24 protein-coding genes are annotated in these 26,276 nt (G+C 64.8%); 15 read left to right on the plus strand and 9 right to left on the minus strand.

Going from position 1 to position 26,276, the window contains the following annotated elements:
* The first annotated feature begins 106 nt into the window (after positions 1-106).
* From LRA87_RS16550 to LRA87_RS16620, 15 genes are all read left to right on the plus strand, one after another.
* Complete coding sequence (locus tag LRA87_RS16550) at positions 107-763, plus strand: muramidase (RefSeq protein ID WP_230781711.1); 657 nt, start codon at positions 107-109, stop codon at positions 761-763.
* Positions 760-1,113 carry a hypothetical protein gene (locus LRA87_RS16555; RefSeq protein ID WP_230781712.1) on the plus strand — a complete coding sequence of 118 codons (354 nt, stop codon included), beginning with the start codon at positions 760-762 and terminating at the stop codon, positions 1,111-1,113. The genes LRA87_RS16550 and LRA87_RS16555 overlap by 4 nt, the downstream gene beginning before the upstream one ends.
* Positions 1,110-1,709: a lytic transglycosylase domain-containing protein gene (locus LRA87_RS16560; protein ID WP_230781713.1), complete on the plus strand. Its 600-nt coding sequence runs from the start codon at positions 1,110-1,112 to the stop codon at positions 1,707-1,709. The genes LRA87_RS16555 and LRA87_RS16560 overlap by 4 nt, the downstream gene beginning before the upstream one ends.
* Entirely contained in the window at positions 1,706-3,034 is a 1,329-nt protein-coding gene (locus LRA87_RS16565) for an LPD7 domain-containing protein (RefSeq protein ID WP_230781714.1), read from the plus strand. Before LRA87_RS16560 ends, LRA87_RS16565 begins: the two co-directional genes overlap by 4 nt.
* A gap of 21 nt (positions 3,035-3,055) precedes the next feature.
* Positions 3,056-3,379: a TrbC/VirB2 family protein gene (locus LRA87_RS16570; protein ID WP_230781715.1), complete on the plus strand. Its 324-nt coding sequence runs from the start codon at positions 3,056-3,058 to the stop codon at positions 3,377-3,379.
* Between the two features lies 1 nt (position 3,380).
* Positions 3,381-3,716, plus strand: a complete 336-nt coding sequence (locus LRA87_RS16575; RefSeq protein WP_230781716.1) for a type IV secretion system protein VirB3 — start codon at positions 3,381-3,383, stop codon at positions 3,714-3,716.
* The gene (locus tag LRA87_RS16580; RefSeq protein ID WP_230781717.1) at positions 3,709-6,075 is read left to right on the plus strand and encodes a VirB4 family type IV secretion/conjugal transfer ATPase; all 2,367 of its coding nucleotides are present in this window, start codon (positions 3,709-3,711) and stop codon (positions 6,073-6,075) included. Before LRA87_RS16575 ends, LRA87_RS16580 begins: the two co-directional genes overlap by 8 nt.
* A gap of 1 nt (position 6,076) precedes the next feature.
* Positions 6,077-6,802, plus strand: coding sequence for a type IV secretion system protein (locus tag LRA87_RS16585; protein ID WP_230781718.1), 726 nt, complete (start codon positions 6,077-6,079; stop codon positions 6,800-6,802).
* 2 nt (positions 6,803-6,804) lie between these two features.
* Positions 6,805-7,077, plus strand: coding sequence for a hypothetical protein (locus LRA87_RS16590; protein WP_230781719.1), 273 nt, complete (start codon positions 6,805-6,807; stop codon positions 7,075-7,077).
* 69 nt (positions 7,078-7,146) lie between these two features.
* Positions 7,147-8,187 carry a type IV secretion system protein gene (locus tag LRA87_RS16595; RefSeq protein WP_230781720.1) on the plus strand — a complete coding sequence of 347 codons (1,041 nt, stop codon included), beginning with the start codon at positions 7,147-7,149 and terminating at the stop codon, positions 8,185-8,187.
* Positions 8,188-8,623: 436 nt separating this feature from the next.
* Positions 8,624-9,301 (plus strand): virB8 family protein, encoded by a 678-nt coding sequence (locus tag LRA87_RS16600; RefSeq protein ID WP_230781721.1) that lies wholly within the window; start codon positions 8,624-8,626, stop codon positions 9,299-9,301.
* 1 nt (position 9,302) lies between these two features.
* Entirely contained in the window at positions 9,303-10,310 is a 1,008-nt protein-coding gene (locus LRA87_RS16605; RefSeq protein WP_230781722.1) for a TrbG/VirB9 family P-type conjugative transfer protein, read from the plus strand.
* A 1-nt stretch (position 10,311) separates the two neighbouring features.
* Complete coding sequence (gene virB10, locus LRA87_RS16610) at positions 10,312-11,622, plus strand: type IV secretion system protein VirB10 (protein WP_230781723.1); 1,311 nt, start codon at positions 10,312-10,314, stop codon at positions 11,620-11,622.
* 4 nt (positions 11,623-11,626) lie between these two features.
* Positions 11,627-12,649, plus strand: a complete 1,023-nt coding sequence (gene virB11 / locus LRA87_RS16615) for a P-type DNA transfer ATPase VirB11 (RefSeq protein ID WP_230781724.1) — start codon at positions 11,627-11,629, stop codon at positions 12,647-12,649.
* A 13-nt stretch (positions 12,650-12,662) separates the two neighbouring features.
* Complete coding sequence (locus tag LRA87_RS16620) at positions 12,663-14,579, plus strand: type IV secretory system conjugative DNA transfer family protein (protein ID WP_230781725.1); 1,917 nt, start codon at positions 12,663-12,665, stop codon at positions 14,577-14,579.
* A gap of 163 nt (positions 14,580-14,742) precedes the next feature.
* Here the strand turns inward: LRA87_RS16620 and LRA87_RS16625 are convergent, their stop codons facing one another.
* From LRA87_RS16625 to LRA87_RS16665, 9 genes are all read right to left on the minus strand, one after another.
* Entirely contained in the window at positions 14,743-15,522 is a 780-nt protein-coding gene (locus LRA87_RS16625) for a COG4705 family protein (RefSeq protein WP_230781923.1), read from the minus strand.
* Entirely contained in the window at positions 15,522-16,865 is a 1,344-nt protein-coding gene (locus LRA87_RS16630) for a sensor histidine kinase (RefSeq protein WP_230781925.1), read from the minus strand. Before LRA87_RS16630 ends, LRA87_RS16625 begins: the two co-directional genes overlap by 1 nt.
* On the minus strand, positions 16,865-17,539 hold the full coding sequence (locus tag LRA87_RS16635) for a response regulator transcription factor (RefSeq protein WP_230781726.1): 675 nt from the start codon (positions 17,537-17,539) through the stop codon (positions 16,865-16,867). The genes LRA87_RS16630 and LRA87_RS16635 overlap by 1 nt, the downstream gene beginning before the upstream one ends.
* A gap of 10 nt (positions 17,540-17,549) precedes the next feature.
* The gene (locus LRA87_RS16640) at positions 17,550-18,926 is read right to left on the minus strand and encodes an efflux transporter outer membrane subunit (protein ID WP_230781727.1); all 1,377 of its coding nucleotides are present in this window, start codon (positions 18,924-18,926) and stop codon (positions 17,550-17,552) included.
* Positions 18,923-22,024 (minus strand): efflux RND transporter permease subunit, encoded by a 3,102-nt coding sequence (locus LRA87_RS16645; protein WP_230781728.1) that lies wholly within the window; start codon positions 22,022-22,024, stop codon positions 18,923-18,925. Before LRA87_RS16645 ends, LRA87_RS16640 begins: the two co-directional genes overlap by 4 nt.
* On the minus strand, positions 22,024-23,022 hold the full coding sequence (locus LRA87_RS16650; RefSeq protein WP_230781729.1) for an efflux RND transporter periplasmic adaptor subunit: 999 nt from the start codon (positions 23,020-23,022) through the stop codon (positions 22,024-22,026). The genes LRA87_RS16645 and LRA87_RS16650 overlap by 1 nt, the downstream gene beginning before the upstream one ends.
* A gap of 240 nt (positions 23,023-23,262) precedes the next feature.
* On the minus strand, positions 23,263-24,141 hold the full coding sequence (locus tag LRA87_RS16655) for a hypothetical protein (protein WP_230781730.1): 879 nt from the start codon (positions 24,139-24,141) through the stop codon (positions 23,263-23,265).
* A complete protein-coding gene (locus LRA87_RS16660) occupies positions 24,138-25,571 on the minus strand; it encodes a relaxase/mobilization nuclease domain-containing protein (RefSeq protein ID WP_230781731.1) in 1,434 nt (477 codons plus the stop codon). Before LRA87_RS16660 ends, LRA87_RS16655 begins: the two co-directional genes overlap by 4 nt.
* On the minus strand, positions 25,568-26,038 hold the full coding sequence (locus LRA87_RS16665) for a hypothetical protein (protein ID WP_230781732.1): 471 nt from the start codon (positions 26,036-26,038) through the stop codon (positions 25,568-25,570). Before LRA87_RS16665 ends, LRA87_RS16660 begins: the two co-directional genes overlap by 4 nt.
* Positions 26,039-26,276: the final 238 nt, after the last annotated feature.

Consider the following 26,276-nt stretch of genomic DNA (forward strand, 5'->3'; position numbering starts at 1 on the left):
GCTAGCCGGGGCCGGAACGCCATCTCCCGCGTCGCTCGCAATCTCCGTTCGTTCGGGTGCGGTCCTCGCTAGGCAGCCCGGCAACGCAGCTGACGCAGAGGCGACGGTGCGTGATCTGATCGCGTTGGGCGCGGACTTCGAGGCGGGGCCGCTGGCGATCCGCGGCCGTGATTTCGCGACTTACGGTATCACGCCGGCAACGGTTTTTGATGCCTGCGCGCTCTCGCATATCGACGACGACCAGTCTTCTATCGGCTCCGTGGGCGCGCTCTCGGCGTCGAACGTCGCAGCCCTCGTTCGTCGCGCCTTTGGCTCGCGGATCACCGATACGATCCGCCCAATGAATGTCAGCTACGGCGCGCGGTATAGCTGGCACAAGTTCGGCCAGGCGGTCGATTTCGTTCCCGCAGGCGGCGTCCACGCGATCAACCGCGAGCAGATCCGGGCCCTCATGGCACAGAGCGGTATCCGTATCATCGAGCTGCTCGGGCCGGGCGATCGCGGTCACGCGAACCACTGGCATGTGGCGTTCGCGCGACCCGGACAGGTCATCGACCGGACCCGACCGATCGAAGGCGACGAGGACTGGATCATCACCGTCGCACAGGGCGACGCGCCGTCCACGCCGACGCCCGCCGGAGTTGAGGCGGCCCCCGCACCGACCGCGCCGGCCTCGGCCCTCGCCCTTGCCGCCAATGCACCAGCGCAGTGGGACGTGTTCGCAACCGAAGAGTGGCGCGCAGTTCATGGAGGTGGCTCATGATCAGATATCTGATGACCAAGCTGGACCGCACTACCGGCGCCATCGCGCTTTGCGTGGCCGGCGTCGTGGCGGTCGCGGCCCCACAACCCGCCTACGCGTCGGACTGGGGGTGTCAGGTGGTCCTCTGCCTCGCGACACCTGGTTCGCCGACGAAATATGTCGAGTGCGTCCCCCCGATTACGAAACTCTGGAACGCCCTCGCTGTCGGCGGCTCGTTCCCGACCTGCACCGGGGTCGGCGTCAAAATGAAAAAGGCCAAGCACGGCTACGACCTGACCGTAACGCAGGCCGATGGCGGAACGTCGCGGTACGCGCTCGACACCCGCTACCAGACGGTGACGCAGCAATGATCCACGCCATCGCCGCGATCACCATGCTTGCGCAGCAATGCGCGCCTGAGATCGCGACCGAGGCGGTTGTTCCCCTCGTCGTGACCGAAAGCGGCGGCGACGATCTGGCGATCAATATCAACAAGGGGCCGCGTGTCCGCGCCGCGTCGATCGCCGACGGTGCCGCGCTGGTGCGCCGGTACATGGCGGCCGGCTATACAGTCGATGTCGGGCTGGCGCAGGTGAACTCCGCCAATTTCGCGCGACTGGGTGTCACCGTCGAGCAGGCCTTCGACCCTTGTACGAACCTGCGGCTCGCATCCTCGATGCTGCGGGCGGGATATGGCCTCGCGATCCAGCATTATACAGGGCTGGACGCGATCTCCGCGACCTATTCGCTCTACAACACCGGCACGCTGACGCGCGGTTTCCGCAACGGCTATGTCGGTCGGGTCTGGTCGGCGGCGAGCGGCATGGGGACAATCCAGACACCCCCGCCCATCCCGGGCTTGCCGTCCGCGGCGGTTCCGACGGCGAGCCCGGCCAAGCCGGCGGCCGGCAACGAAAGCTGGGTGGTGGGGCAGATCGCTTCCAGCGCGGTCCAGGTCTTCGAATGAGCGCGGATAATAGCGTTGCGCGGGGAGGCCGCGACGCGGAGGCGCAAGCCGGACAGGCTGCGTTCCAGATCCCGCCCGAACTGGCGACACGCTATCAGGTGCGGATCATCGCGCCGTCCGAGGGCAGCGAGCGCCGCGTCGGCATGTTCCTGCCGACAGATCGTGAGAACCCGTCGATCGAGATCGCCGGCGATCGCATCATCGCGCGAAACGAGGACCCCGAGACCGTCTCGGCCTTGGTCACGATCGCCAAGCACAATGGCTGGGCGGGGATCGACGTCGAAGGTTCGCCTGAGTTTCGTCAAGCCGTGTGGACGGCGGCGTCGCGCGAAGGCCTGACCGTGCGAGGCTATGAGCCGAGCTTCGACGAACAGGCGCGAATGGAGGAGCTGCGTCACGCCGATGCTGCACGACGCGACCGTGAGGTGGCGGAGAAGCCGGCGCCGACTGTCGAACCCGTCGCTCCGACGGCGGCTGTCGGGGCGACGGAGGCGACAGTCCTCGCGCCGTCGGCCGACGCGGAGAGGAACGGCGCGCCTCAGCCGTTGCCAAGCGGAAGCAGCACCGAATTGTCCGACGCAGACAAACGCCTCCTGTTGACGGTGAGCGTCCACACGCAGGATCGCAAGGCGCTCTACGCGGCCGTCAGCGAGGACATGGACCCCTTGCGGAGGGAGGTTCAGGCCGAACGCATCGATCTGAACAGGGATGCGCTGAACGGGGCGCTGGAGCGGGCCTTGGAAAGCCCGACGCTGGTCAGCGCCTTCTCAAGGTCCGGTTATGAACCCGACGGTTTGCGCCAGATGGCGCGCGACGGCGCATGGGACGGCGAGGTCGCCGATGCGATCTACATCGTCCGCTCCGGGCTCAACCGGCACGAAGTCGCCCGCGGCGCCGGTGCGAACGTGCCGCTCGACGGCGCGCTCGCCGCCAGACGCGAAGATCGCCTGGCCGGCGAAGCGACGGCTGCGCCCGAGCGACAGCCCGAACAGGAACCCCATATCGTTCGGGAGGAGCGCCTTCATCAGGCCGCGCCTGAGCGGCGTCACGAAAATGACGAACTGGCCGAACTGTTCCTTCATGGCGGGGCGGAACGGATTGCTGCCGAACCGCGCCTCGCCAACGCGCTGCAGGCGCAGGCGGCGATGGATCAGCATCTCGGTGCGGCATTCGATGGGGACACGGACCGGATGGCGTCCGCGAGCGTCGAGAGCCGCCACATGATCTCGGACGTGCTGCGGCGCGGCCTGGATGTGTCGGTTCGCGAGCCGACGCCTGTTCGCCAGGTCGAGCCGATCCGCCCCACCCACGATCTCGAGAGGTAACCTCAAGCCATGGAGACCCGTATGAAGTTCACTCAAGGTATGGGCCGGATGTTGTCCGACGCCCGCGCGCGGCAGATCGTCGGTTTCGCCGGCGCACTTGTTCTCTTCTCGATAGCGCAACCCGCCGTTGCCCAGAGCGGTACGGCGATTCAGACCGGGCTCGGCACGATCAGGGACTGGATGACCACCGTCGCGTCGGTCGTCGGCGTCATCGCCGTCATGGCGGTCGGCTATGCCAAGCTGACCGGTCGGATGGATTGGGGAAAAGCGGTCACGGTGCTGATCGGTATCGGCATCATATTCTCGGCAGCGACGATCGTCGGCTGGATGGGCGGGTCGGCGTAACATGGACGACAAGTTCGCCGAGGATAAGGTGTTCCTCGCCCTGACCAGACCATCGGTGTTCATGGGATTGCCGCTCGAGGCGATCCTGCCGATCATCATGGTCTGCATGGTAATCTGGGGGATTTTCCACAATCCGTTCTACCCCCTGGCCTTGTTCGGCGCACTCTACTTCCCGGCGCGCATGATCTGTCACTACGATTTCAATGCGTTCCGGCTGTGGGGCCTGTGGTTCCAGACCGGCTTTCTATCCAAGAACCGCAAGTTCTGGGGGGGCGGGAGCTACTCTCCCGTCCGCCTCGCCAAAGGCGTGAAGCGGAAGCATTTCGGTAATGACTGATTTCAGGCTGAAGCATAAGAAGATCGCGGTTCGCGAGACGGATGACATTAAGTTCATTCCGTACACGCGGCACGTGGACGACACGCTGGTTGCGCTCGAAGACGGCTCGCTCATGCGCATGTACCGCGTCGACGGGCGGCCGTTCGAGACCAGCGACGTCGGCGATCTCAACTCTTGGCATAACAAGCTCAACATCGCGTGGCGCTCGATCGGTGACGATCGCGTTGCGCTGTGGACCCACCTCGTGCGGACAGCCACAGACCCCGTTCTTGGCGGCGACTTCCACTCCGACTTCGCGCGAACTTTGCAGGAGAAATACGCCGACACGCTGAAGGAGAAGATCCTCTACCACAACGAGTTCTACGTCACGATCATCGTCCGGCCGTCGAGCATGGCCGGCGAGCAGGTGACGCGGCTTCTCTCCAGGCGAAAAGCCAACGTCGAGATCGACGATCGCGCGCTCACGATCATGGCCGACAAGTGTCGCGACTTCGAAACGCTACTCGCCGATGTCGCGCCGGAGCCGCTCTCGCTGTATGAGCATAAGGGCATCCTTTTTTCACGACCGATGGAGGTGCTGCACTTCATCCTGACCGGCGACCGCATCCGCGTGCCGCTGCTCGACGGCAGGCTGGGTCAAGCCCTGTATGCCTCACGGATAGTGTTTGGTCGCGAGGCAGCCGAGATCCGACTGCCGCACACGTCGCATTACCTCGGCATGTTCGGTGTGCGCGAGTATGTCGCCAGCACGCGGACCGGTCAGTTCAACAGCCTGCTCACGCTCGACTTCCCGTTCGTGCTGACCCAGAGTTTCGCGCCCTTGGTGAAGTCGGTCGCGAGCGAGCGGTTCACCAAGAAATACAAGCAGATGGTGTCCTCGGACGATGCCGGCGTCAGCCAGGCGGAGGAGCTGCTCGACGGCGTCGACGATCTGATGGCGAACCGCTTCGCCATGGGCGAGCATCACCTCTCGATCGCGGTCATCGACGAGAACCCGAAGCGGCTGCTGGAGCGCTTGTCGATCGCACGATCGGCAGCGGCCGATACAGGCATGGTGATGGCGCGCGAGGACGTCGCACTGGAGGCCGCCTTCTGGGCGCAGCTTCCCGGCAATTTCAGGATGCGCGCGCGCCCCGCGGTCATCAACACGCGTAATTTCGCAGGCTTGAGCCCGTTCTACACCTTCCCGGCAGGCCGCAAGTCTGGAAACCACTGGGGCGAGGCGGTAACGCTGCTCAAGACGCGCGCGGGCTCGTCCTTCTGGTTCAATTTTCACCGCGCCGACATCGGGCATACGCTCATCATCGGGCCAACCGGTGGCGGCAAGACGGTGCTGCAGAACTTCCTGCAAGCGCAGCTCGAAAAGACCGGCGCGAAACAGGTGTTTTTCGACAAGGACCGCGGTGCCGAGATTTTCGTGCGCGCTTGTGGCGGCACCTATTTGGCGCTGCGCGACGGCGAGCCCACCGGCTTCGCGCCGTTGAAGGGCCTCACCCGGTCTCCGCACGACATCGCGTTCCTCCGGCAGTTCATCCGTGTCCTGGTACGCCGGGAAAACCGCCCGCTCAGCGTCGCCGAAGAGCGGCTGATCGACGAGGGTATCGAAGCGGTGATGCGACTGCCGGCGCCATCGCGCTCGTTCAGCGCATTGCGCGAGATGCTCGGCTACGCCGATGCCGAGGGCATCGGCGCCCGGCTGGAGCGCTGGTGTCTGGGCGGCCCGCTTGGCTGGGCCTTTGACGGTCCTCAGGACGAGGTGTCGATGTCGGCGCGGTTCATCGGCTTCGACATGACGGACTTCCTGGAGAACCCGGAGATCCGCACTCCGACGATGTTGTACCTCTTCCACCGCGTTGACGAGCTGCTGGACGGACAGCGTGTCGTGGTCGACGTCGACGAGTTTTGGAAGGCGCTTCAGGACGAGGCTTTTCGGGCGTTTGCGCAGGACGGCCTCAAGACCTTCCGTAAGCGCAACGCCTTCATGGTATTCGGCACGCAGTCCCCGGCCGATGCGCTGCGCTCACCGATCGCGCACTCGATCATCGAGCAGACCGCGACCAAGATCCTGCTTCCAAACTCGGACGCCAAGCGATCGGACTATTGCGATGGGCTGGGCCTGACGGACGCGGAGTACCGGCTAATTCGTGAGGATCTGACGCCGGAAAGCCGCACCTTTCTGGTCAAGCAAGGGCACACCTCGATCGTCGCGAAGCTCGATCTCGGTGGGATGCCCAATGAGCTGAAAGTGCTTTCCGGCCGCGAGGAAACGCTCGTCGCCATGGAGGAGGCCATTGCCCTGGCGGGCAACGATCCAGCGGCGTGGCTGCCGCATTTCTATGCCAACCAAAGGAGAAGCTGACATGTCGCTCAAGAGCATCATCATGGTTGCAGCCGCGCCGGTCGCGCTCGCTGCGTTCGCGTCGCCGGCCGCTGCACAGGGCATCCCTGTGTTCGACACCTCTACCTATGTGCAAGCGCTGGCCCAGGTCCAGAACATGATCAAAATGATCCAGCAGGGCGAGCAGCAGATCCAGACGGCGACGACGACGCTCAGCTCGCTCCAGAAGCTCTCCAACGTCAACGCCCTCGCCCCGCAATTGCTCAACGCGCAGGTGCGCAACATCCTGCCCAACACGACGATCGACGCCTCGACGTTGCTCGGTGGGGACCTGTCGAAAATCGGCTCGCTCGGTTCGCTCGCCTCGAAGATCCAGTCCCGTTACGTGCTGCCGGCAAGGTCGTCCTCAGACGCGGACGCGGCCTACACCCAGGCGCTCAGGGACGCGACCAGTTCATCGGCAGCCACGGCCGCACTGGGCGAGAATACGCTCAGCGTCGCCCAGACCCGGATGCAGGGCCTCGACCAGCTCCGCGAGCAACTGTCGTATGCCAAGGATCCCAAGGACGTGATGGACCTCCAAGCCCGGATCTCGGTCGAACAGGCGCAGCTTCAGAACGATATGCTCAAGATGCAGGCGATCCAGATGGCGCAGGCCGGTCAGGCGAACATGCAGATCAGCGCGGCGCAAGTGGCGGCCGGTCGCGACGAAGCAGCTTTCTTCAGTGCCAACACGATCAGGAAGTGATCATGCGCAAGATACTATCGCTCTGCTCGTTGCTCGTCGTCTGCGGATGCCAGCAGAACGTCGTGGTGCCTACCGCAAAGGAACTGATCGCCAGTCCTCAACTCCTCTCGCAGTGGCAGGCGAAGTGTGATGCGGGGGAGTACAGCCATATCCCTGCGGATCAGAAGGCCAAGATGTGCGCGACAACCGGCGACGCCACCATCTCGGTCGCCCAGATCAAGGCTGGTAACGAAGAGGCGGACTTCTTCAAGCAGAACACGATCCGCAAGAAGTAGATTCAATCGCTGCGCCTTGATCGCCGAAGATCGGAACCTTACCCAATGGCTGCCGGCCCACCCAACATCATGACGCTGTTCACGACGATGTATTCGTATGTGGAGACCGCCATAGCGACCTCGGTTGCGAGCTTCGGGGCGGGGCTCGTCAGTTTCGTTGCAGCGCCTTTGGCCCTGGCGGCGATCATCTACTTCCTGCTGCTCGGCTTCGCCGTGCTGCGAGGGGCTATCCAGGCCCCGCTTCGCGAGTTGGTATTCCAGGCCGGCAAGGTCGGGTTCGCCCTCGCGGCCGCCAGTGCGGTTGGCTATTCGGCGTTTGTGGTGAACGTGGTCACCAACTTGCCGAGCGAAATCATCGCGGCTGGATCGGGCACGCCCGTCACCAACCCGGGCACCACCTTCGATACCTATGTCGCCGATACCGGCAAGCTCTCGGAGAAGTTGGTCAATGCGAATCTGAAGGTTCAGTCGCAAGAGCAGAAGGGCATCACCGACTTTCGCACCCCCGTGATCCAGCTCAGCGCCACGCTGATCACCTATCTGTGCGTCGCCGTCCTCTACATCTTCGCGTTCCTATCGGCGTCGATAGGCTTTTGTATTGTCATTTTTGCCAAGCTGTCGGTCGCGATATGCGTGGCGCTCGCGCCGCTCGCGCTGGCATGTCTGCTTTTCAACTCCTCCCGCTGGCTATTCGACGGGTGGCTGAAGCAGACCGTCAATTTCATCCTGCTGATGGTCGTCATGGCGATCATGACGAAGTTCATCACCGGCCTCCAGGAAGCCGCGATGGACGGCATTATGGGATCGATCCCCGAAGACGGCTCGTCCTTCGTCATGGCGCAGAACGGCTATATCGTTCTGAAAGCCGCCGTGATGCTCGTCGCGACGATCGCCTGTGCGGCGATCTACATCGTCGGCACGATCTTCTTCTTTCAGTCGCCAGCCATCGCCGCGGGTATCTCGGGTGGTGCGTCATCTGGCGGCCATGGCTTCCTGCAGACCGGGGCAAACATGTTGACCAATCGGCTCATGTTCCGGCGCGCGACGCAGGCAAACCGTCCTCCGCCAAGAGGAGGCGGCACGGGCGGCTCGGCCTCTCGGTCCAAATAGGCCGGCTGGCCAGTCCAGAACCATGAAACACGGAACCGCCGGGCGCGGGACCTTACGAACGGAGAACGTATGAAAAGGCTGACCATCGTGGCGATCGGCGTGGTTGCGCTTGGCGGCTGCACCGGGACTCATATCAGACCTGTCTCGGTGTGCGACGGCAAACACCGGCGTCCCGCCAACCTCTACGGTTCGATCCTGCCGAGCTTGCCGGTGCCACTGCCGGCGTCACAGCAGGGCGCAGGGCAGTCGATGGTGGCGCCGCCATCACGCGAGCTAGCACCGGCGCCTCTTCCCGCACCGACCCCTACGCCCGGTGCCGGAGGTACGCCTGCCGCCCCAATCGGACCTGGGGCCATCAATATCCCGCGATCGGCGCCACGCACGTCCGCGCAGGACGTCGCGCCGACCTACTCCTCCTGCTGAAGGGATCGACGCCATGGGCGCGGTGAAGGCCGAAGATAAAGAGAAATACTACGAGACATCGAGGACGTGGGAATATGATCGTATGCGTGCGGCGATCCAGTCCAAGCGGCTCGCCTGGGGCGTTGCGGCGGGTGCCTGCACGCTCGCCGTGGCGTCGGTTGCGGCTGTCGCGATGCTCAGCCCGCTGAAGACCGTCGAGCCCTATGTCATCAGGGTCGACAAGAGCTCGGGCGAGACACAGGTCGTGACCGCGCTCAAGGGGCCGCAGCCGCGCACCTATGAGGATGCGGTCAACCGCTACTTTATCTCGCAATATGTGCGGTTGCGCGAAGGCTGGCTCAACGATGCCGCGCGCGAGAACGCCTATACGGTCATGCTCACCAGCGATACCGCCGAGAGCGCTCGTTACCTGAACAGCGTCCAGGCCAACAACAAGAACGCGCCTTCCAACATTTACGGCGACAAGGGCTTCGTCTCGATCTCGATCCGGACGATCAGTTTCCTCAGTCCTACCGTGGCGCAGGTCCGCTTCACGAAGATCATCACATTCGGACAGAACACGCCGATCGCGCAAAATTGGAACGCGATACTGACCTTCAGATACACGACAGCGCCGGAGCATGAGAAGGATCGGAATATCAATCCGCTCGGCTTCCAGGTCGTGAATTATCGTTCTGACCCGGAGGCGTGACATGAGCGATCAGCCAAATACGTCGGACAATGGCGACCGTCTCGCCGTCCCCTTCATGCCCGCGCTCCGCAAAAGGCTGGATCTGCGCCTGTCACCGCCGACGACGGAGTTGGTGCTGACGGAGGATGGCGCCAAGAACCGCTTCTGGCGCGGTGTCGGGGCGGTGTGGCACCGCCTCGTCGCGTTCTCGGTTCTGGGTGCCGCGGCAGTCACGCTCGCGCCACACGCCGCGTTCGCGTCGGAGACCCCTGTTCCTGGGGCCAAGGACGCCCGCGTTCGCAACGTCAACTACGATCCGGATCAGGTGGTAACGATCGTCGGCAGTTTCCGGCACGCGATCGAGATCCAGTTCGGGCCCGGCGAAACGGTCACGCAGGCCGCCTTGGGCGATACGGTCTCCTGGCAGATCGCGCCCGTGGGAAACATCGTCTTTCTCAAACCCCGAGAGAGGGCTGGAGGCACCAACCTGATCGTCGTCACCAACGCGGGCGGCGTGCCGCGCACCTATCATTTCAACCTCGCACTAGGGACGGGCGCCACGATGTACGGCGTACGGTTCCGCTATCCGCGCGAGGAACGGGCGATGGCGGCGTTGCAGGTGCAGATTGCCCAGGCCCAGGCCGCCAAGGCGATCGAGACGACCATCACCACCGCCGCGCTCGACCATGCCGTGATCGAGGGCACCCGGAATATGAATTATACCGTGCAGGGTGACAGCGCGCTGCAACCCACCGAAATCTCGGACAACGGCGAGTTCACCGTTCTGCGCTATCCAGGCCACGCTGACATTCCCTCGATCTTCGCGGTCGATGTCGACGGGACCGAGACGATCGTCCCCTACGATGTCCGCGAGGATTTCGTCGTGATCCATGCGGTCTACCGGCAGCTGCGCCTCCGGCGCGGGGCGACGGTGCTGTGCATCTACAACGAGGCGCCGCTGCGCAACGATCGCGGCGATCGAACGGGCACCGTCTCCAATGTCGTCGAACGCAAAGTGAAGGGGCAGTAACATGGTCGGGACCGTGATTGACCGCGGGGGCGATGTCGCTGCCGACACCGTTCCACCAGGCGAGGTGGATAGCCCGGTCGCGCGTAGCGGCGGGTGGGGCAACCTCGCCTTCATCGGTGCGGGGATCGGACTGCTCGGCGCCATAGGCGGCATCGTGATAGGCTATGGTGCGTTTCACCAATCGGCCAGTACCGCGGCTGCCGCGCAGCCCGCAAAGGCCAGTGACCGTGCCGTGGACGACGTGATGGGATCGCCGAATGCGCAGCGAGCGGCGCTCGCGGGTCAGCTCGGCCAGCCCGGCGCGGCGCAGACCGACATCTTCGGGCGGCCGATCGCCGCAGCGGCGGGAACGCAGGTCGCCGATGGCAACGGAAATCCGGTGCCGACAACGGCCGGGACAACCTCCGCTGCCGCGAACGGACAGCAATCTCCTGAGCAGCGACGTGCCGAGCAGGCGCGCGCCATGGCGGATGCGGCCCGGCGATCGCCGATCATGGCCTTTGGTAACACCGGGCTGGCCTCGACCGCTCTTCCCGCCTCCGCGCCCGATGCGGACGCTCAACAGAGAACGGACCTCGAGGACCGGACGCGCGGCGCTGGACAATCGACCGTCGCGCGGCGGGGTCTCGGTGCCAGTGGCTTCGGAGCGCCGGGCGAAGACAATCCGGCCGAGGCGGGCAAGGGTTCGACCGACTTCAGCGATCAGCTCGGCCATGCCGCGATCCAGACGGTCCGGGCAACGATGGTCGCGGACCGTAACCTTCTGCTGAGTGCGGGCACGGTCATCCCCTGCACGCTCCAAACGGCGATCAACTCGACGCAGGCCGGGTTCGTGTCCTGCGTCATCAACCACGATGTCTATTCCGAGAGCGGTCGCATCGTCCTGCTCGACAAGGGGACCAAGGTCCTCGGGCAATATTCCGGCGGCATCACGCAGGGGCAAGCGCGCCTGTTCGTACTGTGGACGCGCGCCCTGACGCCGCGCGGCGTCGCGATCGACCTCGGGTCGCCGGCAGCGGATAGCCTTGGTCGGGCCGGGTTGCCAGGCGGCGTCGATACCCAGTTCTGGGCACGTTTCGGCGTTGGGCTCGTCATCTCGGTGCTGGAGGATGCCTCGCAAATCGCCGGTCGGGCGGTTGCCAATGAGGGGAGCAACACCACGCAAGTCCCCGGACAAACCGGGCAGACTGTCCTTCAGCAAACTATGAACATCAAACCGATCCTGAAAAAGAACCAGGGCGACACCGCGGCGATCTTCGTCGCCAAGGACTTCGATTTCCGCTCGGTCTATGACGTGGGATTAAGGCGTTAAGGCCGTGGCATCCAGTCCGACGTCGCTGATCTACGAACATAATGCCGAGCCGATCCGACGGCACCTTCTGCGCGACGATGTGACCGAGCTGGTCATCAACGAGCCGGGGATGATCGGCCTCGAGACGCGGGGTGGCTGGGAGTGGCATGAGGAGCCCGCGCTCGACAATGCGGCCCTCATGACGCTGGCGAAGCTGATCGCGGGGCTGACCAAGCAGGACATCAACTCTGAATATCCGATCTGCTCCTCGGTCCTGCCGGGCGGCGAGCGCGCACAGGTCGTCGTTCCCCCGGCGGTCGAGCAAGGCTTCATCTCGATCACGATCCGCAAAGCGTCGGGCGTGACGATGAACATCGACGATTTCGAGCGTGCCGGCCTGTTCAGCGAGGTCCGCGCGCACGGCCTGTACGAAGAGGTCGACCCCAATCTGCTGCGACTGCGCGAGGCGGGCGACTGGCGCGCCTTCTTCAAGCTGGCGGTCGAAGCCCGCAAGAACATCCTCATTTCCGGCGCGACGGGCTCCGGCAAGACGAGCTTCTCTAAGGGTCTCATCAAGCTGATCCCGGACTATGAGCGGATCCTGACGATCGAGGACACGCGCGAGCTCGTCGTACCCCAGCGCAACCACGTCCACATGATGTACGCCAAGGATGGGAAGAGCCTCCAGAAAGCGGGCGCCAAGGAGTTGCTGGAATCGGCGCTGCGGATGCGGCCCGATCGCATCCTTCTACAGGAGCTGCGGGACGGCACCGCCTTCTTCTACCTGCGCAACGTCAATAGCGGTCATCCCGGTTCGATCACCACGGTCCACGCCAATACGGCCGAGGGCGCGCTCGAGCAGCTGACGCTGCTGGTGAAGGAATCGGAAGGCGGCAATGATCTCGACCGCCACGACATCCGGGCGCTGCTGCGCTCCCTGGTCGATATCGTCGTGCAGATGCATCGCCTGCCACCCGGTGAGGGCCAGCCGGCGCGCTATCGCATGACCGAACTATGGTTCGATCCGGCGAGCAAGCCGACCGACTGAAGGGGGTGCCAGCATGAACGGAAAATGGGTGCGAAGCGACGAAGGGTCGCAGCCGGGTGCGATCACGTTCCTCGGCGTCATCGGCATGTTCGTCAGCGCCGCGATCGGCGCCCTCGCCGTCCTGTGGCGTGCCCACCTCCTCAACGCGCATACGCCCTGGGTTAAGGTGCCGGCCGCGCTGTGGGCGCTGAAGGGCTATCCGATCGTCTATCAGCCGTTCCTGATCGGCTTCGGGATCGGCCTCGTTCTGACGGTCATCACCCTCGTCTCCACGCTGTTCAAACGGCAGAAGCTCCACGGCGAGGCGCGCTTCGCAAGGGCCGGCGAGGTCCGCAACGGCAAGATGCTCGCCTCGGCCGGCATCGTGCTGGGCAAGTTCGGCGGCAAGGTGATGCGCTTCGGCGGGCCCGAGCATGTGATGCTGGAAGCCCCAACGCGCGCCGGCAAGGGGGTGGGCGTCATCATCCCGAACCTGCTCGACTGGCTCGATTCTCTCGTAGTGCTCGACATCAAGCAGGAGAATTACGACAACACGGCAGGCTATCGGCTGAAGGTGCTCGGGCAGCAGGTACTGCTCTTCAACCCGCTCGATCCCACTGGCCGTACCGTGCGGTGGAACCCGCTGAGCTACATAAACCGGCGCGACCCGGTGGAGGTCATCAACGAGCTCCAGAAGATCGCGGCGATGCTCTATCCCGATCCGCTCACCGGCGAAAAGTTCTGGGCCGAGGGCGCACGAACCGCGTTCCTCGGCATCACCGCGTATATCGCGGCGACCGTCGACGACGGGGAGGACGCCCTCCCCTTCACGCTCGGCGAGGTGTACCGCCAGTTCGCGGCCAGCGATGCCCAGCGGCGTTTCCCGAAGATCATTGCCGATCGTAAGAGGGCCGGAAAGCCCCTGTCGGAAGGGTGCGTCTCGGCGATCAAGGATTATACCGGCTCGTCGGCGAACACGTTCTCCGGATTGCGCCAGTCGGTTACGTCCAAGATCAACGGCTGGCTGAACCCATATGTCGATGCTGCGACCTCAGAAAGCGATTTCGACCTGAGCGATTTCCGCGACAAGCGGATCTCGCTCTATCTCGGCGTGTCGCCGGATGACCTAGAGCGGGTTGCGCCGATCTACGGCCTGCTCTTCCAGCAACTCATCGACCGCAACGTCCGCGAGCTGCCAAAGGGCGACAAGCATAAGATCAAGGTGCTGCTCGCCCTGGACGAGTTCGCGAGCCTCGGCAAATGCACCGTGCTCGCGAACGCCTTCAGCTATGTCGCCGGCTACGGGTTGCGGATGCTACCGGCGTTCCAGTCGCTCGAACAGATCCAGGGCGTCTATGGGGACAAGGTGGCGGCCGACATCGAACGAAACTGCGCGGTGCGGCTTGTGCTTCGTCCGGCCGGTTTGCCTGAGGCGAAGAAGATTTCGGACCAGCTCGGCAGCTACACGTTCAAGGCGCGGTCGCGCTCGATGGGAACGTGGGGCGGCGGAGGCGGCTCCACCTCGGACTCCGATCAGCGCCGGCCGCTGATGCTCCCTCAGGAAGTCGAGTTGCTCCCAGAGGACGATCTGATCGTTTTCCGGCGTGGCATGTACGCGACCTATGGAAAGAAGGTCCGTTACTATGCCGAGAAGAAGCTTTCGGCGCGAACCAAGATACCGGCCCCGGAGATGCCCCAGATCCGCGTCGACCCAGCCGTCGCTGCTAACAGCCTTCGGGTGATCGAGGCCACGCAGGCTCCCGCCGACGACGCCTCGTCGATGCGAGGCGCCGCGACACCCTCAGAACCTGCTGCGACCAACGGCGCTCGTGCAACGGGTCGGCGTGGATTGAATCAGGCCGCGATCAGCGCGGCTTTGGCCGTTCCGCCAAATGAGCGTGTCGCCAAGCTCTTCGAAGGCGTCGTCATGGTGCGAGGCAAAGCTGCGTAATTATTGAGAATGCCTTTTCGGCGATTTTCTAGCGGGAATCGTTTTTGGGAACGAGTGATTTGTCCCCAATGGCGTCAAATGGGACATTCCAGTCAGTCAGCTTTCAGGATTGGAACGGTCGAAAGCCGCCGGTACGGGGTGTCACAACCGTTCGGTTTTGACCCTATTTAGCCCGCCTGTTCTCAACGGGATGTTGGCCTGCACGTTGTGGCAGGATCAGGATCAAGGTCAGGATCGCCACGGCCAGCACGGCGGAAGCGAGCGGGCGGCTGAAATCGAGTCCGCCCTTCGCTACCGGCTTGTCGAGGAAGTCACCCACGGCCGCGCCGAGCGGCCGGGTCAGGATGAACGCTGCCCAGAACAGGAATACCCGGCTTGCCTTCGTCGAGAAGTAGAGACAGGCGAGTATCGCCAGCATCGCGCCGAAGATCGTCGCCGCACCCAGATAGCCGAGGCCCCCGGTGTCCGCTGTCCAATCGCCGAGCGCCGTGCCGAGCGTCTGCGAGAAAGTGATGGTGAGCCAGTAGAACAGCTCTGCCTTGGGTTCCCGCACGGTATCGACCGAGATTGAGCCGAGGGTGCGATACCAGGCAAACAGGGACGCCAGCACGCATCCCAGCAGCATCGCCGAACCCCCGATATAGCCGATGCCCAATGACCGCGTGGCGAAGTCCGCCATCGTCGTTCCCGCGGTGGTCGATGCGATGATCGTCGCCCAATAGAGAAAGGGGTGGAAGCGCGTCGCCGTCACCTGCCACCAGACCAGCGCGAGCAACGCCGTCAGGAAAATCGCGGTGCCGACAAGATAGCCCAGGTTCATCGACATGCTGACGGTATCGCCGGCGGTTTCGCCGAGCGTCGTCGCCAGAATCTTGATGATCCAGAAGCCCAGCGTGATCGCCGGCACCTTGCTCAGGAGTTCGCGCCTGTGGCCGATCGTCATCATTTTTCCCCAGCTGGTAGTTCAACGACGACCCCAAATCCGGGCGGCGCGAGGAGCGAGGCCGTGCCCCGGTGCGCTGTCGCGACCGCAGCGACTAGCGCCAGCCCCAAGCCATGACCTTCCGACGATCGGCTACGTTCCGCGCGTGCGAACCGCTGGAACAGCCGGTGCGCATCTTCGGGTGCTACACCGTGTCCGTCATCGGCGACCGTCAGGCGAGCAATGGCGTCATCACGCTCCAGCTCGACGCGAACCGTCGTTCCCGGGGGGGTGTGGCGAAGCGCGTTGTCGAGGAGATTGGTGACAAGTTGTTGCAGCAGCCGCCGATCGCCCGTCGTCCAGATCGCGGGTGCAATCGCCGTGACGAGCAAATGGCCGCTTGCCTCCATATCGGGGCGGTAGGTGTCGACCAGTTCCTCGACCAGTTGGTCCAGTGGCAAGTCCTGAAAATGGGCTCGGGGTGACAATGCTTCCACCTCCGCGATGCGCAGCAATGCTCCGAAGATATCGAGCAGCTCGCGCGATTGTGCGGCAGCGGCCTCGATCGCCTGGCGTTGCCCATCCATGTCCCGTGCCGATAGCGCTTCATCGAGCCGGTTATGCAGGCGGGTCAGCGGGGTGCGCAGATCGTGGGCTACGTCGCTCGACACTTGGCGCAGATTGTCCATCAGTCCACCGATCCGGTCGAGCATCTGGTTGAGCGTCGCTGAAACGCGATCGAACTCGTCACCCGCGCCGGTGAGCGGCATACGTCGCGCCAGATCGCCATCGATGATAGCAAGCGCGGTGCGGTCGATACGCGAGAGGCGCGCGCGCGTCACCGCACCGACCAGCCATGCCCCGCCGATGCCGAGCAGCAGCATGATGCCGAATGCGCCGGCGAACAGCTTGAGCAGCGTCGCATCCATCTCGTCGATGACTTCGCGATCGGCCGCGACGACCAACCGGCTGCTGTCCGGCAACCGGGTGGTCAGGGCCTGTGCGATCCGGTGTTCGCTGTCTCGCCGGTAATGCAGTAATTCCAGATAGCCCGGCGCGGTCGGGGCGGTCGCGTCGAGCGACCCGGCCACGCGGCGACCCGCCGAGTCGACCAGCAGATACTCCAGACTGGCGGTGCTTCGCGCCGCTTCGCGCCGGCGGATCGCCGTCGCAACGCCAGTGGGGCCATCGTCGCCTTCGTCGATCAGCGCCCGGGTTTCGATCGCGACACGGTGATCGAGCTGGATTTCCAAGGCTTCGTGCGTCACCTCATAGGCGACGACCCCGATAACAAGCGTCGCCAGCGCGAAGCAGGATGCAACCAGGGCAACGAGCCCAAAGGTGGATCGCCACGGGCGGGTCATCACCCGCCGCGAACCATGTAGCCAGCGCCACGCACGGTTTCGATCGCATCATCGTCGAAGCCGGCGTTGAGCTTGGAGCGCAGGCGGCTCAAGTGCGTCTCGACGATGTTCGTCCTGGGATCGAAATCGAAATCCCAGACCCGTTCCAGCAGCATCGTGCGCGTCATCACCCGGCGAGGATTGCGCATCAGCTCGGCGAGCAACGCGAACTCGCGCGGTTGCAGCACGATCCGGCGACCGTCTCGCGTGACCGTGCGCCGGTGAAGATCAAGCTCGATTGCACCGATAACGAGCACGCTCGCTTCGGTCTGCGCAGCAGGACGCCGACCAAGCGCATGAACGCGCGCGGCCAGCTCGGAAAAGGCAAACGGCTTGACCAGATAATCGTCGGCTCCGCCTTCCAGTCCTTCGACGCGATCGGCGATGCCGCCCACGGCAGTGAGCATGAGAGCCGGGGTCATGTTACCCGCCGCGCGCAGCGCCTTGATAAGCGACAGGCCATCCAGACCGGGCAGCATCCGATCGACGATCAGCGCATCGAACTGGTCGCCAGTCGCCTGAAACAGTCCGTCCCGACCATCGGTGCTCGTGACGACATGATGCCCCAGCTCCGAAAGCCCGCGGGCGACGAAGCGGTTGGTCTCGTCATCATCTTCCACGATCAGGATTCGCATTACTGCCCTTCTAACCCGCCGGGCCGTTCGTCTGCCATCCACCACCCAGCGCCCGGAACAACGCCACCTGGGATTGCGCCACGATGAGATCGGACTGTGCCTGGGCAAGCGTGGCTTGCGCCCGCGCGCGCTCGGCATCGAACTGGATCAGGGAGGCGGTATCCCCAAGCCGAACACGGGCGGCTGCACGGCGGGCGTAGAGCGCGGATTGGATGCATGCGGCATCGAGCGCTCGGTTGCGGCGCACCTCGCCATCATAAGCAGCGAGCGCTGTTTCGACTTCGCGCAGCGCCCGCAATACCGCCACATCCCAACCGGCGAGCGCCGCACGCTCGGTTGCGCGGGCCTGTGCCAGTCGTGCGCGCGCCGGGGCCTGATTGGGGAAGGCCCAGCTTATCAGCGGCGAAGCTGTCGCGACGAAGCCACCCGTCAGCAGCCCGACTGCACCACCCAGGTTCACGCGCGGGTAGAGATCGGCACGGGCGACCCCGATCCGCGCCGCGGCAGCGGCGAGGCGGCGTTCGGCTTCGCGAATATCGGGGCGACGCAGGAGCAGCGTCTGCCCGTCGCCCACGGGCACCGCCGCGCGGAGCTTCGGGGGCACATTGCAGACGATGTTGAACCCACGCGCTTCAGCGGGGGGGCGGCCCTGCAAGGTCGCGATCCGGTACAGGGCATTCGCGCGCGCCGCCTCGAACGGGGCCAGCGTGGCGCGGGTGGATTCCAGCAGGCTGGTGGCTTGGGAGACTTCGAGCGGCGAGACTTCGCCAGCAGCAAACTGGTCGCGCACCACGCCGACCGAGCGTTCCTGAACCGCGATCAGCTCGCGCGAGACATTCGCCGCACGGGTCGCGCCGCACAGATCGACATAGGCGAGCACCGTATCCGCCACGACCGCGACCCGCAGGGAGTCCAGCGCCGCGGCCTGAGCATCGGCATCGGCCCCCGCCGCCAGCGCGCCCGAACGCAGGCGGCCGAACAAGTCGATATCCCAGCTTGCGGTCAGGGCAAGATCGTAATCGGTGGTCGGCACGTTCGATGACGCGCTTGGCTGCGTCGCGCTGTTATCGATCGTTCCCGCGCTCTCAATCGTGGTCTGGGGCAGCCGCGCGGCGCGCGCCTGCCGCAGTGCCGCGCGCGCACCGTCGAGATTGGCATAGGCGACGCGCAGATCGGCATTGGCGGCAAGGCTTGCCTGGACCAGTCGGTCGAGCGCCGGATCGTCGTACAGCCGCCACCAGTCATTCGGGACCGGGCCGATCGCCGCAATCGGGAGGCTCGCGAAAGCACCCGTGGCGGACGCGGGTGCGATCCTCGGCGGGGGCAGAGGCGCGGTCATGCACCCCGCGACCGCGAGCGCGGCGATCGGACCAAACCGGCGGATCATGCGGGAACTCCGGCAAGTGGGGCATCGGGCGCGGGCTTCTCACGGCCAAAGCGCGCGTATAGCGCGGGCATCAGGAACAGGTTGAGCACGGTCGAGGAGACAAGTCCGCCCAAGATGACGATCGCCATCGGATGCTCGATTTCATGGCCCGGCGCGTTGCCGGCGACGATCAGCGGCAGCAGCGCAAGGCCGGCGCACGCCGCGGTCATCAGGATCGGCACCAACCGTTCCTCCGCGCCGCGCAGGACCAAGCGGGTGCCGAACGCCTCGCCCTCGAACCGGCGAAGATGATCGTAGTGCGACAACAGCATGATGCCGTTGCGCGCCGAGATGCCGATGACCGTCACGAACCCGACCAGCGAGCCGAGCGACAGCACGCCGCCCGTCAGCGCCACGCCGACTACCCCGCCGACCAGCGCGAACGGCAGGCTGGTCGCGACCAGCGCGGTGATCCGCGCCGAGCGGAACTCCAGCCACACCAGCAGCAGGACGCCGAGCAGGCAGAGCAGGCCCGTTGTCCAGAGCCGCTGGCGTGAATCGCGCAGCGCCGCGTATTCGCCCAGCACCTGGGGATGGTATCCGGTTGCGAACGGCACCTGACCCACAGCCGTTTCGACAGCACGCGCGACGGTGCCGAGGTCCGCACCGGCGACATTGAGCGTGACGTCGATCCGGCGCTGACCGTTCTCGCGCTTGATCTCGTTCGGGGCCGGCATGATGCGAATATCGGCCACGTCGCGCAGCCGCACCGGCGCGCCGGCAGGCGTCTGGATCATCATGTCGGCAAGCGCATGGACATCGCCGCGCACCTTCGGTTCGCCCCACAGCGCCACGTCGAACGCTTTCTGGTCGCGGTAGATTTCGCCGACCTTCTGCCCCGCGACCAGCGTTTGCGCCTGTCTCCGCACTTCGCCCGCGGTCAGGCCCAGCGTGGCGAGATCGCCGGGCCGGGGACGGACCTGAATTTGCGGCACCAGCACCTGTTGCTCAACCTTGAGATCGGCAACCCCGTCGATCGCCGCCACCTTGGCGCGGACACGTTCGGCCGTGGCACGAAGCTCGACCTGATCGGGACCGAAGATGCGGACGACGACGGTCGCGCCCGCGCCGCTCAGCACTTCCTTGATGCGCTCGCGCAAATAGGTGAGCACGTCGCGGTAGAGGCCGGGATAACCATCGATCACTTCCTTGATACGCGCGACGCTGGCGTCATAGTCGACATTCTCGTCCAAGCTGATCCATAGCTCGGTGAAGTTCGGGCCGACCACCTCGTCCGCGGCTTCCGCGCGGCCGATATGCGCGCCGAAGTTGCGCACGCCGGGGATCGCGCGCAGCTCCCTGGACGCGCGGATCGTGATGCGGTCCATCGCCTCGATCGACGTGCCGGGCTTCTCAACGAAGTGCATCAGGAAGTCGGTTTCGCGAAAGTCGGGCAGGAATTGATCCTTGAACCCGGCATAGCCGACACCCGCCAGCAGCAGCCCGCCCGCGACGATCCCCATCGCCAGCGCCGGTCGCGCCACCATGCGCGGCAGCACCCCGGCGTAGCGGCGCTTGAGCGCCCCGACGAGCCGCGTGTCACGCTCCGACTTGAGCGGCGCGTTCGGCAGCAGGAACAGGCACATCGCGGGCGTCACCACCAGCGCGACCAGCAGCGAGGCGGCGATCGCCAGCACATAGGCGATCGCGAGCGGCTGAAAGAACGTGCCCGCCACGCCGCCCAGGAAGAAGATCGGCAGGAACACCAGCATCACGATCAACGACGCGAACACCACCGCCGATCGCACTTCCAGCGAGGCTGACAGCACCACGTCGAAGTTGGAGCGCGGATTGCCCGCTTCGCGGTTGAGGCGCAGCCGGCGGGCGATGTTCTCCACATCGATGATCGCGTCGTCGACCACCTCGCCGAGTGCGATGACCAGTCCGGCGATCACCATCGTGTTGATCGTCGCGCCGCTCCACAGCAGCACCAGGCCTGCGCCGAGCAGCGACAACGGGATAGCGACGAGGCTGATCGTCGCCTGCCGCCAATCGCGGGTGAAGACGAACAGCACCACTGCAACGAGCAGGCAGCCGATCGCGAGCGCGCGCGTCAGATTGTCGATCGAGCGTTCGATGAAGGTCGCGGGGCGGAAGATCGTCGTATCGACCTTCACGTCGCGCAGGCCCGGCTTCAGCTCACCGATCGCGGCTTCCACGTCACGGGTAAGCTGGAGAGTGTTGCCGGTCGGCTGCTTCTCGACGATCAGCATCAGGCCGGGGCCGTCGTCGATGATCGCGTTGCCGATCGGCGCGGCGAAGCCGTCGACCACGCGGGCGACGTCGCCGATGCGGATCGGCGCTTCGCCGCTCTGCTTGATGACCGCTTGTGCAAGATCGGCCGAGGACTGGATCGCGCTCGTCTGTTGCACGGCGAGGCGCTGCGTTGCCGTATCGACAAAGCCGCCCCCACCGACCAGCACCGCGTCGCCGGCCGCAGCGCGCAGCTCGGCGAGCGTCACGCCGGCAGCGCGCAGTCGGTCTGGATCGACCAGAACTTGCAATTGGCGGTCGCGGAGACCCCAGATCGCGACGTTGGCGACGCCCGGCACCGCCATCAGGCGCGGCCGGATCGTCCAGCGCGCCAGCTCGGAGAGTTGCATCTGATCGAGCTTTGTCGACGAAATACCGATCTTCATCGCCCGACTGGTCGACGATAGCGGCGGGAGCATCACCGGAGGACGAGCTGCGGCGGGCAAACGTGCCTGAACCTGCGTCACCCGCTCCTGTACGAGCTGGCGCGCACGGATCACGTCGGTGCCGCGGTCGAACAGGATCGACACCGACGACAGGCCGAGGACCGACTTCGACCGCAGCGTCATCAGATCGGCGACGCCGTTGACCGCCGTTTCGATTGGCACGGTAATCAGGCTTTCCACCTCTTCGGTGGAGAGGCCGGGCGCCTCGGTCTGAATCTCGACCATCGGCGGTGCGAACTCGGGAAACACGTCGAGCGGCACGTCGCCGGTCGCGCGTAGCCCAAGGACGACCAGTAGCGCGGCGAGCGCGAGGACGAGAACGCGCTGGGTCAGCGCGGCACGGACCAACCAGGCAAGCATCAGTGCGGCGTCCCGAACTCGGTCCCGAACAGCTCGGCCGCCCCGTCCGTCACGACTTCGGCACCGCGCTCCAGGCCGCGCGACAACAGCGCACGGCCATCCGTGACGCTCGCGACCTCGATCCGCTGGCGAACATAGGTGTCAGGCGCAGTCTTCCGGTACACCCATTCGCCGCCATAGATGTCACGGACGATCGCCGCGGTCGGGACCGACAGTCCATCCGCCCTCCCGCCAAGCGGCAACGCCACGGAGACGCGCTGACCGATGCGGTAGGCACGGTCGCGATTGTCGAGCGCGAAGAACAGATCGACGGTGCCCGCGACCGCATTGGCCGAGGGCGGGGCCTGGACCGGGCGCGCAGCGCGCGGAGCGGCGCGATCGTTACCGAGCGGACGCACGGTTGCGGTGCGGCCCCGTTCGATGGCGCTCACGTCGGTGCCGAACACCGGCACCCGCACCCACAGCGTCGACAGATTGCCCATCGACGCGATCGAGGGACCGAGCAGCCCGCGTTGGGCACGCGCCGCATCCAGTGCCGCCCGCGCGGTGGCGAGCGCCGCCGCGGCTTCGTCGCGTCCGCGGACGCTGCCCGCTTCCTCACGTACGAGAGCATCGGCGCGGTTATAGGCGATGACGGCGAGCCGCACTTGCGCTTGCGCCCGCGCGACCTCGCCTTCTGCCGCAACCTGACTGACTCCGATTTGGGCCAGGTTGCTCGTCGATCCCGTCGGCACACCCGCCCCGCCGGTTGCGGGAACGACGACCTCGCCGCTCGTCTCGCGGACTTGCGCGGCCGAGCCATCGCCAATTCTTACCGTTCGGATGCCGAGACGCTGTTGCGCTTGCGTCGTGAGGGTGAGCTTCAGCAGATCACTTTCGTGGGCGACCGCTGCGGCCTTGGCTGGGGGAGTCGGGGGTGAAGCCGGATCGCTGCCGCATCCAGTCAGGATCGCCAGCAGGGGCCATGTGGCGATCGGAAGGCATCGGATAGGCGTCATGCCACGACGTTAGCAGCGTCATGTTGGCGGCAGCTTGGGGCGACTATACAAAATCCCAATGTTCGGCAGGGTGATGGTGTCACAACCGGTCGGTTTTGACCCTCTCGCGTCTGCACGGCTTTGCAGAGTCTTTCCGTTGTCAGAACCCCGGTTCAAATGTCGGCTTCCGAGATTGGCCACTTGCCCTCGCTATGACCGGCTTTGGGTCGGAAGCCGCCGATCCGCTTTAACGTACTTCGTCTAACGGTCCTTGGTGAGCTCGACCGCAGTCGCACGTTCGTTGCTGGAAGCCGGGCGACTGTCACCGATGCCCGGTCGATCGCCTGTTTCGATACGTGTGGCCAAGTCGGTGTGAAGCGAGACCAGTTCGGGTGGGGAATGCTCACCAGCCGCAGGTCCTAGCCTGCACTCTGCATCGTCGAAGATATCTATGGCGCCCGCCAGCTCGGGTTCGCCGTAAAGTGCTGCGCTTTCACCTGCTCGCCATAGTTCGGCGAGTTCGTGGGACCGGATCATGCAAGCCGAAGCTGTCCGATCGACCGCAACGGCGGTGCTTGGTGGTCCCGGCGGCGCGGCACCCCTCCCCTTGATCTCGGCTCGCGTGAGTGCCGCCAGGCGGTAGCGCAGGACCCGGGTCTCCGGGGTATCCGTTGGTGAGGGCTGATATTGCCGGTTCAGGAGAACGATAAGCTCGGCTGTGCTGGCGGCCGACGCGGCGTTGCGCCAGTCCGTCAAAGACCGCTCGTCCGATAACAGATCCGCAGGCTGAGTCAGGATAAAGCGCTCGAGGAGCGGATCGCTGGCTACTGCGACAGGCAGGGGTGCTTGGTTACCGTTAGCGGCGGCATGGGCGAAGCCGATCGCCGTCGCAATCGTACCGAGCTGCGTCTTCATGATCTCGCGATCGTCGATCGATCGCCCTAGGATCATCTCGAGGATCGGCGTCAGATCCGTCACCGCGGCTTGGCCCGCATCGATCGTGTCGAGCCTGTGCACGATCTCTCTGTGTGTCGCCTCGATGCGCTGGCTGCTCTCGGTCAGCGCATGGAGTTGCTCCTGCACGAGCGTCAACGCGTCCAGAACGCCTGCGAGGGCAGCACTTACCTGATCCGTGCTCATCGTTCTGGCCCATCCCTATCGGGCGAACGCGCGTGGTCGCGAGTTGAGCGATCGCGATCCATTATCTCGCGAAGGACCTCCTCCGGCTTGCTTGGCGTCGGTGCTGTGGCCTGCCGTTCGGCCTTGTCCATAAGCGAGCGAAGGCGCTCGGATACCCTCGAAGGTCGATGTTCATGCGGCGTGTCTTCGGCTCGGTCGGAGCTCTCCCGGAGTGCTTGCTTGGCCTCGAGCTTTCCACGCATGACGCGAGAGCGTTCCAGTGCTGCGGTGATCGGATCAGGCCCGGGCTCCGCAACAGCGGGGCGCGTCCGAGCATCGACGATCGCGCCGAGCGTGCGGGAAGGTGAAGCAGCACGCATTGCCCGGGCGGAGTTGGGCTCGGGCGGCGGCAATGCTGCGACGAAACGTTCGAGGCTCTGTGCGACCACCTGATCGGCAAGGGAGGGCGAAGCCGACAGCTCCGCGACGGATCGCATATAGGTCGCGCGAACTATTGCCTGCCGACTTGCAAGAACGGCCTCGACCGGGTCGGGAATACCCTGGTCGCGAAGGCGCCGGGCACGTTCGGCGCGGCTCGCATCAAGCCGCGGAACCTGCCCCTTGTCGCGCATCTTTTGTACCGCGATGTGCTCATGCGCGGGGTCGATCCCGCGCGCTTTGGTCGGCGTGGCGTTGGCCTCGATGCCGCGTTCGCGGAGCTTCTCGGCGAAGCGTTGCCGCCATCGAAACAGATCATCCCGGTCCGGATGGAAGCGGCGCCCATCGAAATCGCGACGTGCGATCGTGATGTGAACGTGGGGATGGTCGCGATCGACGTGAAGGCCGGCAACCCACGACCGGTTCGCAAACTCCTCGCGTGCGAAGTCCAGGGCCGCCGCTTTCAAACGCTCCGGATCGGTCCCCGACGGCATCGAGAGGATCATCGAAATGGACGTCGCACCTTTTCGCCTGGCGTCCCCGTCCATCTCGAAGTTGTGCCAATCCTTCGCGAGGATCTGCATGTCGCGTCCGTCATGCAGCACGACGCCCTCACTGGTTTCAAGCCCGAGTTCCTCGTCGGACCCGTGTCCCAGGCGGCTGATGTAAGCGAAGTTGGCAAGGACATGTCCGCCGCCATGCTGGCGCCCCGTGATCCGCACCATGACCTCGGGGACGCAACGCGATGTGCGATCCGCAGCCATGATCACCTGGCCGCTCATCCGGGCCTGCGGTCCGCCCCCGAAAGCATGTTTCGCCTGCGCACTGGGACGCGACGTGGTCGGCGAGGATGCGGCCTTCGGGAACATCGACGCGACGGCAAGGCCGAGCATCGTGCCCCCGATTTTCGGGCCCTTCGCGTTGCCACCTCCAGTCCCAAGGCGATATTTCTTGGGCGGCGCGAAGACGCCCGCCATGGAGTCCATCGTTCCGGAAGAGAAGCGGAAGCTCACGCTGCTGAACCTCGGTAGGTTTCGGTCCAGTACCCGACCTCTGCCCCGATCGCGGCCGAGAGCGCCAGCCGGGTCGTAAACAGCAGCGTCTTCAACTCCTCACATTTTTCGATCAAGGGACCGGCGATGCGGGCGATGTCGAGCGAGCTTTCAGGCTGGTTGGCGGCGTTCATCGCATGGACTGCCTGATTGATGTTTCGGCCGATCAGAAGCACCTGCTTGCGCAATTTGACGATCTCATCTTGCGTGACAGGAGCCAGTCTCAGCACGCCCGCCTTGTCCCAGAGCTGCCAGCGAAGCGTGCGTTTGACCCACTCGTTTCGCGTCATCCTCATTGGCGCAGACACGATGTCGATACCTTCGATCTCGCTCCGATCGAGGCGGACGGTGACGCGAATGAGATCGTCGGGATCCCCCCTACCCTGAATCGGCATCACCGGAATGTTATCGTTCTCCGGAGCCAGCACAGCATGGCCAGTACGCTTGCCATCCAGCGACTCCGGGTCTGCCCATTCGCCGCAGCAACGCGGTCGATCTCGGCGACCAAATCGTCCTTCAATCGTAGGCCTACGTTCATCTTAAAAGCCCCGTGCAGCGGCGCCCCACAAGCCAATGTTAAACATTGGTGCCGTGAGGCATATCCTGCCATCCCTAGTAATTGCCGATCCTCATGAAACAACGACCCCTTTGGAGCTAAATCACTCC

The organism is Sphingomonas sp. Leaf37, from assembly GCF_920939475.1.
Taxonomy (GTDB): domain Bacteria; phylum Pseudomonadota; class Alphaproteobacteria; order Sphingomonadales; family Sphingomonadaceae; genus Sphingomonas.